Source organism: Psychrobacter sp. DD43, assembly GCF_904846555.1.
Lineage (GTDB): Bacteria > Pseudomonadota > Gammaproteobacteria > Pseudomonadales > Moraxellaceae > Psychrobacter > Psychrobacter cryohalolentis.
In genome coordinates, this window is record NZ_CAJHBE010000012.1 from 36,776 (window position 1) to 54,527 (window position 17,752).

The 17,752-nt window shown below is 43.2% G+C and carries 18 protein-coding genes; 10 read left to right on the forward strand and 8 right to left on the reverse strand.

Annotated features, from left to right (window positions below):
- Positions 1 to 7 precede the first annotated feature (7 nt).
- The 3 genes from pheS to rpmI form a co-directional block, all read right to left on the reverse strand.
- Positions 8 to 1,063, reverse strand: coding sequence for a phenylalanine--tRNA ligase subunit alpha (gene pheS, locus JMX89_RS07865; RefSeq protein ID WP_201531903.1), 1,056 nt, complete (start codon positions 1,061 to 1,063; stop codon positions 8 to 10).
- 339 nt (positions 1,064 to 1,402) lie between these two features.
- Complete coding sequence (gene rplT / locus JMX89_RS07870) at positions 1,403 to 1,759, reverse strand: 50S ribosomal protein L20 (RefSeq protein WP_011281252.1); 357 nt, start codon at positions 1,757 to 1,759, stop codon at positions 1,403 to 1,405.
- A 150-nt stretch (positions 1,760 to 1,909) separates the two neighbouring features.
- Positions 1,910 to 2,107, reverse strand: a complete 198-nt coding sequence (gene rpmI / locus JMX89_RS07875) for a 50S ribosomal protein L35 (protein WP_011514608.1) — start codon at positions 2,105 to 2,107, stop codon at positions 1,910 to 1,912.
- 533 nt (positions 2,108 to 2,640) lie between these two features.
- Between rpmI and hisIE the strand changes: the two genes are divergently transcribed.
- From hisIE to JMX89_RS07905, 6 genes are all read left to right on the forward strand, one after another.
- Positions 2,641 to 3,489, forward strand: coding sequence for a bifunctional phosphoribosyl-AMP cyclohydrolase/phosphoribosyl-ATP diphosphatase HisIE (gene hisIE, locus JMX89_RS07880; protein ID WP_201531902.1), 849 nt, complete (start codon positions 2,641 to 2,643; stop codon positions 3,487 to 3,489).
- Positions 3,490 to 3,678: 189 nt separating this feature from the next.
- Positions 3,679 to 3,921, forward strand: a complete 243-nt coding sequence (gene tatA, locus JMX89_RS07885) for a Sec-independent protein translocase subunit TatA (protein WP_011514610.1) — start codon at positions 3,679 to 3,681, stop codon at positions 3,919 to 3,921.
- Between the two features lie 26 nt (positions 3,922 to 3,947).
- Positions 3,948 to 4,643 (forward strand): Sec-independent protein translocase protein TatB, encoded by a 696-nt coding sequence (gene tatB, locus JMX89_RS07890; protein WP_201531901.1) that lies wholly within the window; start codon positions 3,948 to 3,950, stop codon positions 4,641 to 4,643.
- The gene (gene tatC, locus JMX89_RS07895) at positions 4,643 to 5,527 is read left to right on the forward strand and encodes a twin-arginine translocase subunit TatC (RefSeq protein ID WP_201531900.1); all 885 of its coding nucleotides are present in this window, start codon (positions 4,643 to 4,645) and stop codon (positions 5,525 to 5,527) included. Before tatB ends, tatC begins: the two co-directional genes overlap by 1 nt.
- 218 nt (positions 5,528 to 5,745) lie before the next feature.
- Entirely contained in the window at positions 5,746 to 7,245 is a 1,500-nt protein-coding gene (locus JMX89_RS07900; RefSeq protein ID WP_133104913.1) for a UvrD-helicase domain-containing protein, read from the forward strand.
- A 104-nt stretch (positions 7,246 to 7,349) separates the two neighbouring features.
- Complete coding sequence (locus JMX89_RS07905) at positions 7,350 to 8,372, forward strand: tRNA dihydrouridine synthase (protein ID WP_201531899.1); 1,023 nt, start codon at positions 7,350 to 7,352, stop codon at positions 8,370 to 8,372.
- A gap of 49 nt (positions 8,373 to 8,421) precedes the next feature.
- Here the strand turns inward: JMX89_RS07905 and JMX89_RS07910 are convergent, their stop codons facing one another.
- A complete protein-coding gene (locus JMX89_RS07910; protein ID WP_133104915.1) occupies positions 8,422 to 8,847 on the reverse strand; it encodes an MAPEG family protein in 426 nt (141 codons plus the stop codon).
- A gap of 14 nt (positions 8,848 to 8,861) precedes the next feature.
- Entirely contained in the window at positions 8,862 to 9,275 is a 414-nt protein-coding gene (locus tag JMX89_RS07915; protein ID WP_133104916.1) for an OsmC family protein, read from the reverse strand.
- A 489-nt stretch (positions 9,276 to 9,764) separates the two neighbouring features.
- On the opposite strand from JMX89_RS07915, the gene JMX89_RS07920 reads away from it, so the two are divergent.
- Positions 9,765 to 10,286, forward strand: coding sequence for an RNA pyrophosphohydrolase (locus JMX89_RS07920; RefSeq protein ID WP_133104917.1), 522 nt, complete (start codon positions 9,765 to 9,767; stop codon positions 10,284 to 10,286).
- Positions 10,287 to 10,383: 97 nt separating this feature from the next.
- Here the strand turns inward: JMX89_RS07920 and JMX89_RS07925 are convergent, their stop codons facing one another.
- Positions 10,384 to 11,208, reverse strand: coding sequence for an NRDE family protein (locus JMX89_RS07925; RefSeq protein WP_201531898.1), 825 nt, complete (start codon positions 11,206 to 11,208; stop codon positions 10,384 to 10,386).
- 197 nt (positions 11,209 to 11,405) lie between these two features.
- Positions 11,406 to 13,073: a DUF4139 domain-containing protein gene (locus JMX89_RS07930; RefSeq protein WP_201531897.1), complete on the reverse strand. Its 1,668-nt coding sequence runs from the start codon at positions 13,071 to 13,073 to the stop codon at positions 11,406 to 11,408.
- Positions 13,074 to 13,230: 157 nt separating this feature from the next.
- On the opposite strand from JMX89_RS07930, the gene lgt reads away from it, so the two are divergent.
- The 3 genes from lgt to JMX89_RS07945 all read left to right on the forward strand — a co-directional run bounded on the left by lgt (position 13,231) and on the right by JMX89_RS07945 (position 15,689).
- Complete coding sequence (gene lgt / locus JMX89_RS07935; protein WP_201531896.1) at positions 13,231 to 14,115, forward strand: prolipoprotein diacylglyceryl transferase; 885 nt, start codon at positions 13,231 to 13,233, stop codon at positions 14,113 to 14,115.
- Positions 14,116 to 14,188: 73 nt separating this feature from the next.
- Entirely contained in the window at positions 14,189 to 15,061 is an 873-nt protein-coding gene (locus JMX89_RS07940; protein WP_227673049.1) for a thymidylate synthase, read from the forward strand.
- A gap of 55 nt (positions 15,062 to 15,116) precedes the next feature.
- Positions 15,117 to 15,689: a dihydrofolate reductase gene (locus tag JMX89_RS07945; protein WP_201531895.1), complete on the forward strand. Its 573-nt coding sequence runs from the start codon at positions 15,117 to 15,119 to the stop codon at positions 15,687 to 15,689.
- Between the two features lie 117 nt (positions 15,690 to 15,806).
- On the opposite strand, the gene uvrC is transcribed toward JMX89_RS07945, so the two are convergent.
- Complete coding sequence (gene uvrC / locus JMX89_RS07950) at positions 15,807 to 17,651, reverse strand: excinuclease ABC subunit UvrC (RefSeq protein WP_201531894.1); 1,845 nt, start codon at positions 17,649 to 17,651, stop codon at positions 15,807 to 15,809.
- Positions 17,652 to 17,752 lie beyond the last annotated feature (101 nt).

Below are 17,752 nucleotides of genomic sequence, written 5' to 3' on the forward strand. Positions count from 1 at the left end.
GGAAACTCTAGCCAAACTGCTTTAAGAAGCGTACGTCGTTTTGGAAAAACAGGCGCAAATCATCGATACCGTAGTACAGCATCGCAAAGCGCTCAATACCCATACCAAAGGCAAAACCAGTATACTTTTCGGCATCAATACCGCAGTTGGTCAGCACTTGTGGATGCACCATACCGCAGCCCATGACTTCAAGCCATTTACCATTATCATCTAGGATATCGACTTCAGCTGACGGCTCAGTAAATGGGAAAAATGACGGGCGGAAACGTACGGTTAGCTCTTTGGCAAAAAACGCTTCCAAGAACTCACTAATCAAGCCTTTTAGCTCAGCAAAAGTGCTCGACTCGGTAACCATTAAACCTTCTAGCTGATGGAACATCGGCGAATGGGTTTGGTCCGAGTCATTACGATAGACGCGACCGGGACAAATAATACGAATCGGCGGCTCATTCTTTTCCATGGTGCGAATTTGCACGGGGCTGGTATGCGTACGCAGTAAATAATGCGCATCAAAATAGAAGGTATCGTGCATCGCGCGTGCTGGATGATGCGACGGAATATTGAGCGCTTCAAAGTTATAGTAATCGCTCTCAACTTCAGGACCAGTAGCAACGTTGAAACCCGCTTGTATAAAATACTGCTGCATACGTTGGGTAATCATGGTCACGGGATGCAAATGACCTTTTTGACCACCGCGAGCAGGCAAGGTGATATCAATGCTCTCGCTTGCAAGCTTGGCATTTAGTGCAGCCACTTCTAGCTGCTGCTGCTGCTCTGTCAACGCATCTTGAATACGGCTACGGACTTGATGCAACCAGCCGCCGTAGGTTTTTTTATCGTCGCTGCTGAGTTTACCCATCTGCTTTGACCAGCCAGTTAAGGAACTCTTTTTACCGGTCAATTGCACCCGCAAATCTTGCAACGCACGCACATCAGTTACTTGTAGAATCAAGGCTTCAGCGGCACTGGCCAACTCATTTAGCTGAGCTTCATTAAGCTCGCTTAGCTCTGTGGACAAGGTCGGTAGCGCCGACAAATCGGTGGTAGCAGCAGGGGTAGTCATAAGACGCATTCTTCCTGATTTAAACGGACTATTAATAATAGTGATAGGTAATTGTAGGGATTTGACCAAATATTGCAAACCATTTACCCATTCATGTGACGATAATTTCAATGATATGAATGGCTTGAATATTTAGACGATGATAAACGCTATCCTATAACAGCGTATGTGATTCTGGTACTAAAAGTAGGCAGTCAGACAATGTGATATAAAAAAAGCCACCGACCAGCGGTAGCTTTTATTAATATCAACCTATTAATCAATATTATTCCTATCCATGTAGATAACTACTTATCAATAATGATTTAAAAAGCAGCCTACCTAAAGGAAGGTTAATATTTATGCTAGTTCCGCTTTAGCTTTTTCGACCAACGCTGTGAAAGTCGCTGCATCATGCATAGCGATGTCAGCAAGTACGCGACGATCGATTGCAATGTTAGCTTTTTTCATGCCATTGATAAAGCGGCTATAGCTTAAGCCGTTTAAGCGTGCACCAGCATTGATACGTGCAATCCAAAGACGACGGAAAGTACGTTTTTTGTTGCGACGGTCACGATAAGCATATTGACCAGCTTTGGTCACTGCCTGTACCGCTACGCGGTAAACACGTGAACGGGCACCGTAGTAGCCTTTTGCACGCTTTAAGATTTTTTTGTGACGACGATTCGCCTGTACACCACGTTTTACACGGGCCATAAATTACTCCAAGATATTTTTAATCATTATTAAACGAATCACGATGTCATCAGATAATAGACATCGTTATCAAATTGCAAAGTCATATACTTTTAATTCAGTCGCTATTCATTAAACAGCGCTTAACTAAAGATAAATGACGATAGCCTATTAAATGTATGGGCACATACGACGAACTGCTGCTTCGTCAGACTTGTGCACCAACTTAAGACCACGCAACTGGCGAATACGCTTAGGTGATTTCTTGGTCAAAATATGGCTTTTGAATGCTTGCTTACGCTTAAAGCCGTTCGCTGTTTTTTTGAAGCGTTTAGCTGCACCGCTTCTGGTTTTCATCTTATTTTTCATGATGATTTGCCTCTTTTTCTGTTTTAGAACCTGGTCGTCAAATAGTCAATAATGATTAGTGGCTGTAAAAACAGGCACCAAACCTCTATTTGCCTCGAGGTGGGAGGCGACATTTTAACAGATCGTGCGCTGTTTTGCCAAGGAAAGTTTTAACGCTGTTTAGCGTATGTTGTTCTTTCTAATCACAAATACCTTGCTGCTTATTTTCGTCTTCTAAAACTTGATTATTAGCCACTTAAAGCACACGCTTAGCAGCAAAAACTGAGCAGCCACAAGCGATAGCTAGCTGAAAACAAAATAGGCGAACTAAAACACTGTTAATTTGAAATTCTTGCTGTATCAAAATTCAGCTCGAGTATAATTGTGCTGTATTTACTGATTTAACATATTGAATGTCAGCTTAAGCTGTGTTTAAGTAGAGACTGCGTGTTGATAAAGCGCTCACATGAATGACAGATAGGCTGAATAACTATTATTTAGCGAATACTTAGCGACTTTTTATTATTTTCTACCTATAAGATGGCAACAAGATTATGACTTCACCTGCTTGGCTGGCTGCCATAAAATTTAATGATGATGGTTTGATTCCTGCAATTGCACAAGATTATGTGTCAGGGCGTATTTTGATGATGGCTTGGATGAATGCCGAATCCCTACAATTAACTTCACAAACGCAGACGGCGGTGTATTTTTCGCGTTCGCGTGGCAAGTTATGGCATAAGGGCGAATCCTCTGGACATACCCAACGCGTACATGATATTCGTCTAGATTGCGACGCCGATGTGATTGTCCTTAGCGTCACTCAAGCCGGTGGTATCGCTTGTCATACTGGCCGCGAGTCTTGTTTTTATCAGCGTTTGGATTTATCAGGGCAAACGCCTGAGTGGCAAACGGTTGATAAAGTATTAAAGGATCCTGCTGATATTTATCATTCAAATACAGCAACACAAGCCACGCCTGAAATTAATGAAGCGGCGGCGGAAAATATAGTCGATTCAGATACCAATCAGAATGACCACAGCCCCATCACTCGCTCCATCTTGCAGCAGCTTGATAAAGTATTAGCAGAACGCAAACAAGCGGATGCCGATAGCTCATATGTAGCAAGCTTATACGCCAAGGGTTTGAATAAAATATTAGAAAAAGTCGGTGAAGAAAGTACAGAGAGCATTATCGCTGCTAAAGACTTTGCTAATTGCAATGAAAATACGGATAAAGCCCAATATGACGAAGCGCGTCATGAGCTGATCTATGAAGTCGCTGATGTTTGGTTCCATACCTTAGTAGGTTTGGCTTGGTTCGATATCGAATCAGAGGCAGTATTAAATGAGCTAGGTCGACGCTTTGGTCTATCAGGTATTGATGAAAAGGCGGCTCGATAGCTTTTTATAAAATTAGCCATTACCCTGTTTGATTATTGTTGCTTTCACCTTTTTGTCATAACGGCAGGTTATAATAGTGTGACGTGTTACTTCGCATAAGCTGTCGATAGATTTTGTGTACGACAGCAATATTCTATACACTCAACGTATTCCTATAAAGACTGAAAACCAAGACATAAGGATAGCATTATGGGCAGTTTTTCCATTACGCATTGGCTGATTTTATTGGTGGTGGTGGTTGTCGTATTTGGCACCTCCAAACTAAGAAATGCCGGTAAAGATTTGGGCGGCGCGGTCAAAGGTTTTAAAGAAGCCGTCAAAGACGAAAATACTGAACATGCCAAAAAGCAAGTGGTGCTCGACCATGATGGCAACGCACACACTGAAGAGCGCCCAACAACCACTAAGGTTGATGACACCCATAATGTATAGCATCTAGACAGTGACATCGAAACATTATGTTTGATATTGGGTTTTCTGAATTATTGCTTTTTGGCGTCATTGCCTTAATCGTCTTGGGGCCAGAAAAGCTGCCCCAAGCGGCGCGTACCGCTGGGCAATGGTATGCCAAAATTCGCCGCACGGTTTCTACTTTGCAATCTGAAATCGAAGCGGAGCTTGACTTAGCTGAGACGCGCCAACAAATGCAAAAAGAGCTGGCCAAAATTCGCCAGACTGAAGCAGAAATGCGCCGTGAAATGGCAGAAATGCGCGGCAGTATGCAAGAGTTTGAATCCTCGAAAAACCAGCATTTAAAGGCATCGCGTGATCTAGTCGATGACGCTAAGCCCAGGCAAAGTAGCCAAGCCAGTAGTGAGAATGATGATAATCGACCAGTGAGTCCAAAATCCTTTGACTATGCCTACGATAGTAATAGACAGGCTGAGAAACCAGAAAGCTCTGAGCAGCCATCGGCACAAGGTGATAACGACAGTCTAAAAACTGACTTTAATGATAACGCCAATCCAGTGATTCAAACCATCACAACTAGACCATGGGAAAACATGTGGTTTCGTCTTGGTGCTTATGATAAAGCGCGTCGTTTGCCGCAACCGCCTTACTTACCAAACTATAAAGCCGATATCTTACTAAACAGCCATCTAGACAGCCCTTTACCCAAACAGACTTCTGTTAATAAGCAGGAGAGTAATTAGTGGGCTTATTTAAACGTAAAAAAAGCCGTCAAGAAAAAGTCGCGGATTCAGATATCGATACCTCAACAGCTACCATTAATGGTAATGTCGACAGCAATACTGACGACTCTGGCGATATCCTAAGCTCACTTGGCGATATGCCGATTACCGAGCATTTGATTGAGCTGCGTCGTCATTTGATTAAGATATGTGTTGCCGTACTGGTAATATTCTTAGCCCTGGTCGGATTTTCCCGCGAGCTCTATGATTTTTTGTCCGACCCATTGGTTGCCCAGTTGCCTGCCAACTCAACGATGATCGCGACGGATATCACTTCCAACTTTATGGCACCGATACGCCTGACTGTTTTTGTCGCTGCCTTCTTTGCAATGCCCTACATTTTGTATCAAATCTGGTCGTTTGTCGCACCCGGTTTATATAAAAAAGAGAAAAAAATCGCCATTCCCGTTTTAATGTCCTCTATATTTTTATTTTATGCGGGTGTGGCTTTCTCTTATTTTATTGTCCTTAAAGGGGTTCTAAAATTCTTTATTATGTTCGCGCCGCAGAACGTCTTGCCGATGACCGACATCGACAGTTATTTAAGTTTTGCACTCAAACTCTTTATGGTATTTGGTTTAACCTTTGAGATTCCAGTCGTCACCTTGCTATTGATATTGACTGGTGTCGTCTCCATTCAAAGCTTAGAAGATAAACGCCGTTATATTATTGTCGGCTGTTTCGCCGTTGCTGCGGTCGTGACACCGCCTGATGGGGTGTCGATGTTGATGCTCGCCATTCCGATGTGGCTACTATTTGAGCTAGGATTATTTTTAGCGAAAATATTAATTAAAGAAGAACACAGTCCTACCTTAGCAAGCGATACAGGGTTAAATAAAGAATAACATCACTTGTCAGACACTTATTCCAAAAACAGCCAACGCGCTAATCTGTTACTATAACCTGCTTATTTCCACCTTTATTTTCTATCAGTTTTTTTATTATTGTCATGTGCACTTGCAAATATTTTGCAAGTGCACATGATGAGTCAGCCATTGTCTATGCAGTGGCTTTTTTTACCCCCGTCATTTTTGATCCGTTTTACTCTTTTAGGTAATTTTTTATGTCCGCATCTATGCCAGCTTATATGAGCGATCCCACTGATGAGCAGCTGAGCGCGCTTAACATGGCGATGGATCACAAGTCATTTAAAGTGGTGGCTTATGCGGGTGCTGGTAAGACGACGACCTTAAAACTGATTGGTGAGCGTTTGCGTGGACGCGGCTTATACTTAGCCTTTAACAAAACGATTGCCAATGATGCTCGCTCAAAGTTTCCACCGCATGTGGAATGTCGCACCTTTCATTCGCTTGCTTATCGGCATGTCGCCCGTGATATCACTGCTAAGCTGTCGTTGCCGCGTTTTTCACCCAAACGTCTGGGTGATGATTTGGGTTTGCAGCCCGTCCAAGTCCGTCGGCAAATGGATGGCATTAATAAATACATTACGCTCACGCCTGCGAGATTAGCCCGATTCGTTAGTGATGCTGTCAGTAACTTTTGTAGTACGCATGCCAGTTATCCTGCACCAAGGCATATTGAATTTCCAAGCTGGCTCGATGAGTCAGATGCCGAACAGTTGCGTGAGATGCTCTACCCTGCCGTCGAGCAACGCTGGCTACAGTCAATTGATGCGCGCCATCCAGCTGGTATCGGGCATGATATTTATCTTAAATTGTGGGCATTATCGAAGCCCAGTATTCCTGCGGATTTTATCTTATTTGACGAAGCGCAAGATGCCGATCCCTTGATGATGGGGATTTTGACCCAGCAGCCACGGCAAGTGATTTATGTAGGCGACGCCCATCAGCAGATTTATGAATGGCGCGGTGCGGTCAATGCGATGAAAAAACTGCCATTGCCGCAGACTTTATTAACCCAGTCGTTTCGTTTTGGCGAACCGATTGCTGAGATTGCCAATACCTTACTCAAAGCCTTACAAGAAGATGTGCCATTAAAAGGCAATCCGAATAAGCAATCCTCCACCGACAAAGGCATGGTACACAGTAAAAAAGACGCTATTCTATGTCGCACCAATGCTGCTGCGATGTCGCAACTATTGACTGGACTCAAGCTCGGTCACCGCGTGGCGCTACAAGCCGATACCGATCGTATGCTTAAATTTTGTCAGGCAGCCGAAAACTTAAAAAATGGCAAGTCTGCTTATGGCGTGCCTGAACTGGCATACTTTTATAATTGGGGCGATGTACAAGAGTACTCTGAAACCAATGAAGGCAGCGATCTAAAAACACTGGTGAAATTGGTCGATGATCATGGCACCAATGTCCTGAGCCAAGCAGTCAATAGTTTGACCAGTATTGAAAATGCTGACTATGTTATCTCCACTGCCCATAAGGCCAAAGGGCTCGAATGGGGAAAGGTACAGCTGGACGATGATTTCTATTATGATGTGACCACCAATGCGGTCAAAATAAGCCCTGAAGAGTTGCGTTTGCTCTACGTCGCTTGCACACGTGCCCAGAGCAATTTGGACATCCATAATATTAAAGACTTGATATCTGGTTTGCAGACAGGCAAAAAAGTGATTTTTGGTAATACTTAATTTTTCTCAGTTAGTCACTCTCTGTATTTGCCACTCTAAACCTCTAGCCTACCTGTCTTTATGGCAATCCTTTAATAGCACCTTTTTAGTAGTGAACAACAAGCATGAATACTAATCAGCAACTTCAAATACGTCAAAATACCATCCGTCAGTTATTCGCCAATCCCGTCCGCCTGCTCGCTCCAATGGAAGGCTTGACCGATCCATTAATGCGACAAATTCTCACGCAAATTGCATCAGACTTGGGTCGCCCTTATGATTGGTCGGTTAGCGAATTTATCCGTGTGACTCAGCATGTCTTGCCCGCGCATGTATTTTATAAATACGTTCCAGAATTGCGTCATGAGGCCAAGACTACCTGTGGCACGCCTATTCATATCCAGTTGCTTGGCAGTGAAGCGCAACTCATGGCAGACAACGCGGCATATGCCTGTGCGCTTGGTGCACCGGCGATTGACATCAATTTTGGTTGTCCTGCCAAGACTGTCAATAGCCATCGTGGTGGTTCGGTATTACTGGATGAACCCGAAACCATGTATCAGATTATCAGCGCGGTGCGTCAAGCTGTTCCCGCTCATATTCCAGTCTCAGCCAAAATTCGTTTAGGTTATACCGATACCAGTCGCATGGATGATATCAAAGCTGCGATTAACGACAGTGGCGCTGATTGGCTAACCATTCATGCACGAACCAAAACCCAAGGCTATAAGCCACCCGCCTATTGGGACAAGATTCAAAGCTTTAATGCGCTCGATATTCCAGTCATTGCCAATGGCGAAATATGGAATGCAGAGCACGCACAAAATTGTATGGTACAAGCAGGTACAGAGCATTTGATGTTGGGTCGCGGCGCGGTCACCCGTCCCGATTTGATTGCGCAGGTTGATAGAGAACTTAGTCAGACTTTAAATAATGAAACAATATTGTTATGGCAAGACCTGATTGCGCATCAGATTAAATTTCTGCAAGGCACAGCAAAAAGCGATATTGTATTGGTCGGTCGTTATAAACAATGGTTAGCGATGCTCACCAAAGGCTATAGCGAGGCGAAGATATTATGGGACAGTATTAAAAGAGAGAAAAATAAAGCAGCTATCATTAGCGCACTACAGATGAGTGCACAGTAACGTTAGCTGCTTTTATCTTATAAGCATTAGTATTTTCAATTAGCTGCTACTATACACTGACTCGAATAGCTAAATAAAAGAGCATGAGACAGCAGGCAATAGAAAGCCCCCAGAGGATAGAGCGGAACATCGCCAGATTAGTGATGTAAGCGACGCAAAAACCAATGCGAATGAGCACGTATAGCCAAGCCAATGTATTTACAATCAGCTGTGGCACAAAAAACAGCATCGCTGCCAAGACTGCAGCTAAGAATACTGGTAAAGTCTCATAGCTATTCTGCTGCGCGGCATTAGCACGTGCAGCAGCGCCCGTCGTACCTTGTAAAAAATCTCGTGGATGGGCATTGTCAGCCAAATTAAAGCCGCCGAGCATTTTTGCAGTCAATGCCATTGTTAATGGCAGCAAACTGGCTACCACCATTGCCCAAATGGCTGACGATGCGGTATCAGAGACCAACCCTAAGAATAAATTCATCAATATACTCGCCTTTATCCTGCGATAACTTCAAAGTCATGCGTCACATTGACCCCGCCTTGTACCAACATACGACTGGCTGAGCAGTATTTTTCTGCGGATAATTTAATGGCTTTTTCTACTTGGCTTTCTTTGACATCTTGACCGGTCACCACAAAATGCATATGAATATCAGTATAGACAGCTGGTACAGTTTCAGCACGCTGAGCAGTCAGCTCACAACGTACGTCAGTCACATTTTGACGCGATTTCTGCAAAATCGCCACCACATCATAGCTAGCACAACCACCAAGCCCTAGTAGAATCAGCTCCATTGGACTGGCGCCTTTTTCTTTATCAGCATCGATTTGTACATTATGCCCTGATGGCGATATACCCATAAAGGCTTTGTTCTCTTGCCATGTAACGCTTGCTTTAGATTCTGACATTTTTAATATTCCTAGTTTTATTTAATAATAGGTTCTTATTTGTTCGATATTATTGGTTCAATATATAAGAACAGCTTTATCGATTTAATACTTTATCGTTGATTAAGATAAGCAAAATATGACTAGTGTAGCATAAGCTAAAACCCGCATTAATGAATCAAAAACCCGTATTATTACTTATATTATTAAGTAAGCACTTATAACGATAAGACACTAAAGCAAAAACTTTAACAACAAAATAACTTAGCTAAAAAATATACAAAAGTCTGCTTAAATATCTTTATATAACCTCTTGATTTTAAATCATTAAAGCTGTGAAACATTTTATAGCAAAATACTGTTACACATTTTGCTCTTTTCTTGGTTTAATGATGGTAATGAATCTTATTTTGCCAAAGTATCGATAGCAATCACCCTATAATAATTATGATTGCTGTCACTGTGCTTTGTTGAAATAAGCTATTTTTAAACATTTTAAAAGGTTACGTCATGATAGATGCAGACGGCTTTCGCGCCAATGTCGGCATCATCTTGGCAAATACACAAGGGCAAGTTCTGTGGGCAAAACGTATTGGTCACAACGCTTGGCAGTTCCCTCAAGGCGGTATCGACCGTGGGGAGACGCCGATGGATGCGATGTATCGCGAGCTCTGGGAAGAGGTCGGTCTACATCCGCGTCATGTCGATTTGCTAGCGGTTACGCAAGATTGGTTGCGTTATCGTCTGCCAAAACGTTATGTGCGTCATGGGCAGTACCCTTTATGTATTGGGCAAAAACAGAAATGGTTTTTGCTACGCTTAGATGAGCCAAATACCCAACACATCCGCTTTGATGAGGGAAAACCAGAGTTTGATAACTGGCAATGGGTCAGCTACTGGTATCCACTTGGACAAGTGATTCACTTTAAACGCAGCGTATATCGTCGCGCCTTGCAAGAATTGGTGCCCGAGCTACCGCTTCACCAAGGGCTTATTATTCCGGAACAAAACAACCATTTGTTGGTGGAATAAAGTCACTAATTTTTAATGCAATTAGCACAATAACAAATACCGTTAGTGATATCTAATATCATTAGCGGTATTTTTTTCACTGGATTTTTATAAAAAGCTAATGAGTACATTCACGGCTGACGATTTCAGCTTGAATGCCTGAATCTTTAATAGTATTTCGCCGTAACGTTAAAATACTTTGTGTCCTTGTACCGTAGCTTGGCACGGCATTATTGGCAGCCTCCTTACTAGCAATGCCAGTAAGATTGGCGCCTTCAATATAAATCGAAGACAGCGCTTGCTCTATTTTGATATCGATACCAGTATTTGGTAACTCTTCTTCTGGTGCTTGAGTATTATCGGACAATACCTTAAAAGCAGCGTCTTGCCAGTATTCAAAATCACTATTTTCGCTAATTAATGGCAATATTTCTTGACGTAACCTGCCGCGCAAACGCTCTGTCTTAAACCAACCCTCTTCTGGCTGACCATTAGAGAATACGTGCAAGCCTCCATATAAGGGTGTTGGTGCATGACCACGGTTATTAACGACAACCGCTTGTTTGCTATCGCCGATAATCAGATTAAACCCAGCATATTCTTGCAGACTGATTTTCCGTGCAAATTCCATCGGGCTTAAGCAACTGGTCAAAAAATCAGCGACCAATTCACCACGTGAGCGCTCATCATTACTTGCCTGCACACCATCGCGAAAGTTCAATACTGCCGCCCAGCGACCATTTTGCTTATAAAAGTCAGCATGCTGCTCTTGGTGAATTCCTAACCACGTACCGCCACTTTGCGCATCACGCCCTGCAAAAATAGGCTTATCTTCCCATTGATGTAGTGGCTCTGTCGGACGCTGTAGAAACTCATCGCGATTAGATAATAAAACCAAAGGCAGCTCATCAAATAACTGCCAAGCAATGGCGACAATACACATAGAATTCCTTTTATATGATTGTTATATAGTCACTTCAATATAAAATAGAGTCGTTCAAAATAGGGTTATGCTGGGATAAATTTTCCTCGCTTGCTGTGCGCTTCGCGCTCCAGAGGCTTCATAAAATTTATCCCAGCAGCATTCCCATCAGGATTGTATTTTTTAAATTGAATCGATTATATGGTTCTGATTTAACATTAATTCGTGCTTAATTTTTTATCCGCAGGATAGCTAATTTGATAGATCGACTGCACAACTTGAGATTGTTGACTCGGTAAATCGAACTCCCACGCTACCATTCCTTTGTTATCATTCCAATCTTTTTTGCTAATCGCTGGTGTATGCGTCGCGGTTACTTTAATGCTGTCATCGCTACTCAAGGGTTCTGCGCCTAACACTTGCATGCGCACACTACGATTGTGCTGATTGGTCAATTGATAAGCCTGAATGATAGTTTTGGTTTGTTGACGATTAAACACCCCTTTATCACCTTTTTTGTCTTCATCAGTTAGCTGTTTCACAAGCAAGCCCGGATCAACACCAAAACCAATACCCTGCTCTTTTAGACTCTGATAATCATAGCGCGACTGACCAACATAGTTATCGTCGCGATACAGTTGCAATGATCCATCCGCCCAAGCTGGTGTCAAAAATGGAGCAGATGCATACCAGTAAGCGGCAGCTTCTACGCTCGGTGTACTCCGTAGCCATAACTTACTGGTGCCAGACTGCTCATCAATAATAGTGCGTACACGCCTGCCATCACTCGGAATACTGACGCGCTGCGGTAAGCGATACTCGGTAATACCATTTTTATTTTGACTACTAACCGTAAAGCTCGGTAGCGGCGCCATACTACCTGCACCGCCATAACTGTCGCTGGCAGAAACAACAACCACTGGAGCAGCTTCCATCATTGGTTGTGCATAACGGCTCAACTTAGCTTGCTCTTCTTCATATAATGACAAACGTTCAACTCTTGGTAACTGGCTGGTCGTCGTTTGATTGGGATTAACGGTACTTAAAGTAACCGGCACATTATTCCAATTCTCGCCTGTTTGTTGGGCGATGATGGCAGAGGCGGTGATATTGAGTTGTTTATTATCGGTATTTAAACGCGCTTGATAAGTCGGCTCCCAGCTGGCACCGCGTACTTGATAATGTAATTTAACACTACTAGCAGAACGGCTAGCGGTACGTACACTGACTTGGGTGACATTACTTTGTACTGAAGAAGTACTGTCAGCGACCAGCTGATTTAAGTTGTCTTTAGCACGAGCTTCTCGTTTTTGTAGCTCTACTATTTTTTTGTTAATACTGGCGGCTTGCGTTTCTAAGTCGCGTGCATTATTGGCAAGGGTACCAGCAGTAGTGATTTGCGTGACTTTGGTTAGGTTTTGCAAATAGGCTTTGGTCAGGCGTGCCGCTTCCAATTCGGCACTGATGTCCGCTAGATTATTCTGCTGAGTCTGTACATTAGCTGCCTCTTGATACTGGCACTGCGCTGCTTGCTCGCCACTCAAGGTTTGAATACTGACTTCACCGATATTGACATTGCCCAGTGCTTGTACACTAATACTGTCAGGTTCAATCGCAGGCGAAAGACAGGAAAAAACCAGTGTCTGCTCACCTGTGCCACTGATGGGTAATGCACGAGTGACACTGGCTAAGCCTTGATAAATGGTAATTTGTTCGATACTACTGGTTGCTGCTTGCGCCGTCACTGGCACAAAAAAACTGAAGCCTGATGCGGCTATACACAATAAAGATAATCTGGTTCGCTTAAGGTTTGGCGATTGCACATCAACTGCGGTAGTTAACCGTTTATCGTGCAAAAATGATCGTGATGATACGGTAGCAGACATGATAATTCCTTAGAAGTTGATGCGCTTTTTTTCATCTTATCGGTTTTTTTAGCGCTTTGCTATTCATTCAATAAACCATACATTTATCATAGTGTTCGCAAGGGATGAATTTTGCTATTATAGACAGCATTTAATTACCAATAATGATGATGCCCTTATGATAATTCATTCTCAGTATAATCCTGTAGCGCTGTCCTTGGGTCCAGTAGAAGTACACTGGTATGGCTTGATGTATTTGCTCGCATTTGCTGCAGCTTTTGGTCTGGCTTGGTATCGCAGCAGCAAACGTGACAATTGGACCACCGATATGGTGTCCGATTTGATCTTTTATGGTGCGCTTGGTGTCATTTTGGGCGGTCGTATCGGCTATGTGCTGTTTTATCAGTTTGGCGAGCTATTACAAAACCCTGCTTATCTATTAAAAGTTTGGGAAGGCGGTATGTCTTTCCACGGCGGTTTTATTGGTGTCATGGTAGGCATGTGGTTTTTTGCTCGTAAATATAAAAAAACAGCCTTCCAAGTATTCGATTTTATCGTGCCTTGTGTACCAACCGGCTTGCTATTTGGTCGCATCGGTAACTATATCAATGGTGAGCTGTGGGGGCGCGTCTCAGACGGTGGCTACAACTGGCTGACTTATTTTCCGCAAGCCGCTGCCTTTGATATGGAGCAATTACAGAGTAATCCACAATTGCAAGAGCTAATGATTGAGGTTAATGGTCAGTATGTGCTGCCGCGTCACCCATCGCAGCTATATGAAGCCTTTGCCGAAGGTCTGCTGCTATTTATCTTCTTATGGTGGTATTCATCAAAGCCGCGTCCACGTATGGCTGCCTCTGCTGTGTTCTTACTGGGTTATGGTATCAGCCGATTTATCATCGAATTCTTCCGCCAGCCTGATGTTGACCAAGGATTTATTTTATTAGGTTGGATGACCAAAGGACAGCTATTGAGTGCACCGATGATTATCGCTGGTTTGATTATGCTGATTTATGCTTATAAGCGCGGTATTTATGACTGGGGTAAGCAAGCCGCTTATTAAGCTTTATCTTCTTTACGCACCACGTTAAGAACTATATTAAAGATGCGTTTTAATAGCGCAGAAGAGTAATTTTATGACCATGAACAGCTCTATCATTAAAAACGAGCAAGCCTATTTAGACCTGCTACGCCTTGTCCTTAACGAAGGCAGGGAAAAAGGTGATCGTACTGGTACTGGTACGCTAAGCCATTTTGGCGCGCAGTTACGTTTTAATTTAGCCGATGGCTTTCCATTGTTAACCACCAAAAAAGTTCATCTTAAGTCTATCACTTATGAGCTCCTATGGTTTTTAAGTGGCAGTACCCACGTTGATTATTTGCAACAAAACGGCGTACGCATTTGGAATGAATGGGCAACTACAGAGCAAACTGCGCGTTTTAATCGACCTGCAGGCGATTTAGGTCCTATTTATGGTCACCAATGGCGTAATTATGGCGCGACCACAACTGCAGATGGGCAGTATAACTCTGACGGTGTCGATCAAATCGCACAAGTGGTTGAACAAATAAAGACTAATCCTAACTCGCGGCGCTTGATTGTCTCTGGCTGGAATCCGGGTGAAGCAGATCAAGTTGCGCTGCCACCTTGTCATACGTTATTCCAGTTTTTTGTTGCGGATAATAAACTCTCCTGCCAACTCTATCAGCGCTCAGCAGATTTATTTTTGGGCGTACCTTTTAATATCGCAAGTTATGCCATGTTGACTCATATGGTGGCACAAGTTTGTAATTTAGAAGTTGGTGAATTTATTTGGACCGGTGGCGATTGCCATATTTATCAAAACCACCGTGAGCAAGTGGAGCTGCAGCTGACCCGCTCGCTTTATACGCTGCCGACATTAGCGCTTAACCCTAATATAAAAGATATTTTTGCTTTTAATTATGATGATATCAGCGTTGATGGGTATGAGTCGCATCCAGCGATTAAGGCGCAAGTGGCGGTATAGCGCCTGTTTATTCGATTGTATTTAAATATATTTAAACATTAGCAAAGGATAATTTATGAGTTATGCCAACACCGAAGTTGCCCAAATCGCGGCTATCAGTAGCAATCGCTGTATTGGTAAAGACAATGAGCTACCGTGGCATATCTCAGCCGATTTGCAGCATTTTAAAAATATGACGACTAAACCAAATGACGGTGCGATACAGGGTATCGTGATTATGGGTCGCAAGACCTTTGAGTCAATGGGCAGCAAGCCGTTACCTAAACGTGTGAGCTTTATTATCAGTAGCCAGATAGATTATGCTGAGCAAAAGGGCTTGGTAGGTAGTGAAAAAGCTTATGTAATGCATAATTTAGACGATGCCTTAACCCAAGCAGCTAGCCTTGCGCATGGTGCGCATCTTGATACGATTTGGGTAATTGGTGGCGAGCGCGTGTTTAGCGATGCATTGCTGTACACCGACCGTATCGAACTAACTCACGTTGACACTGAAATCGTTGATGGCGATGCCTTTTATCCTGAGCTGCCAAGTGAGTTTGAAGTTGCGGAAGAATCTGAGCAGATGCATGATGAAAAAAGCGCGTTAGATTTTAAATTTGTGACTTATAAAATAAAAAACGCTGAATAATAGTAAAATTTTAAACAAAACGTAAAAAGAGGCTATCCTAAATAACTCTAGGACAGCCTCTTTTTTCATGTTCAAATTTTATGAACATAAACCTAAATTTGACGAACATTACCTAGACTACTCATGCAGCACTTTATAAACGGTTTTCGCTAATACCGGACCAATTCCCTGCACACCTGCTAATTCTTGCTGCGAGGCACCGAGCAATTGCTGCATGCCGCCAAAGTGATTGAGCAAATCGCGGCGACGCTTTTCACCCAGCCCCGGAATCACTTCTAGCACCGACGATGAACGACGCTTATCGCGCTTCTTACGGTGCGCTGTAATCGCAAACCGATGCGCCTCATCGCGGATATGCATTAATAAATGCAGCGCCTTGCTATCCATAGGCAAGTCAAGTGGCTTATGGTCAATAAAGTGCAGAACTTCAAGTCCAGCCTTACGTCCTTCACCTTTTGCCACACTGATAAGCAAAGTATCACCAAGGATACCCAACTCAGTCAGCACTTCTTTAGCGATACCGAGCTGCCCTTTACCCCCATCGATAAGCAATAAATCCGGCAATGGCTGCTTCTTATAACGCCTTGTCAGCACTTGCTTCATCGCTGCATAGTCATCACCGCCGACAATGTCATGGATAGCATACTGACGATAATCACGACGACGCGAGCCACCTTGGTCGAACACCACACAGCTACCAATCGTCGCCTCGCCCATCGTATGCGAGATATCAAAACACTCGATACGGTCAATGGTACGATCCGTGACTTCAGTCAATACGTCTTTCAATGCACCAAAGCGTGCATGTAACTCTAAATAATCACCAAGTTTGGTTTTTAGTGCATTATTAGTATTAAGTTTTGCTAAGTCTAACCATTCAGCACGGTGCTCACGTACGCTGGTTTTGATAACGACCTTACTACCAAAGTGTGTTGCCAACGCTTCACTCACTGCTAGCTGATCTGGTAATTCATCGCTCAATATAATCTCTGCTGGCAAATCATCTGTCACCTGAAAATAAAATGAGGTAATAAACGCTGATAAATTGTCTGCAAGAGGCTCACTGCTATCGACATCAGGGAAATAGTTCTTACCGCCAAGCACGCGCCCACCACGTACCGTCAATACGTTGACACAGGTCATGCCTGCTTGACTGGCAATAGCAATCACATCTGCCTCACCCTGCACTGTATAAACGGCTTGCTTGGCTTGTACTTCACGGAGCATAGACAGCTGATCGCGATAAAAAACTGCCTTTTCAAAGTCTAGCTCTTCAGCAGAAGCTTCCATTTTTTCAATCAAAGCAGTATGGATATCACTAGAGTCACCTTTTAAGAAACGAATAGTATTATTCACATCTTCAGTATACTCTTCAGGTGATACCAAACCGACACATGGCGCACGGCAACGCTTAATCTGATACTCAAGACAAGGACGCTTACGTTGCTTAAAAAAGGTATTGGTACATTGGCGCATTTGAAACATTTTTTGCATGAGCACCAGTGTTTCTTTTGCCGCATGCGCGGAAGGAAAAGGACCGAAAAATCGCCCTTTCTGGTGATTACCTTTACCGCGCCCATAAGCCAATCTTGGATAAGGCTTATCTGCTGAAATAAACACATAAAGATAAGATTTATCGTCACGCAGTAGCACGTTATAAGGCGGACGATATTCTTTAATCAGATTTTGCTCAAGTAACAGCGCTTCCGTCTCACTGCGGGTAATGATGGTTTCAATATTATGTATCCGTGCCACCAGTGCTCGTGTCTTAGGATGATCAATGGTTTTCGCAAAGTAGCTGTTCACACGGCTCTTGAGTGATTTAGCTTTGCCGACATATAAAATATCACCATTTTTACCAAGCATTTTATATACCCCTGGCAAATTTGGCAGGCGCTGAATCAAATGCTTAAGACGGGCTTTTTTATCGTCGACGGGACTCGATGCTGAGACATTAACCATAGAATTTACTGCTCTCAAGATACTGATATATAGCTATTTATGGGGCGATGGCATGGGTTTTACAAGAACCCTTATCAGCTTAGCAATAACCATAAAAAAAG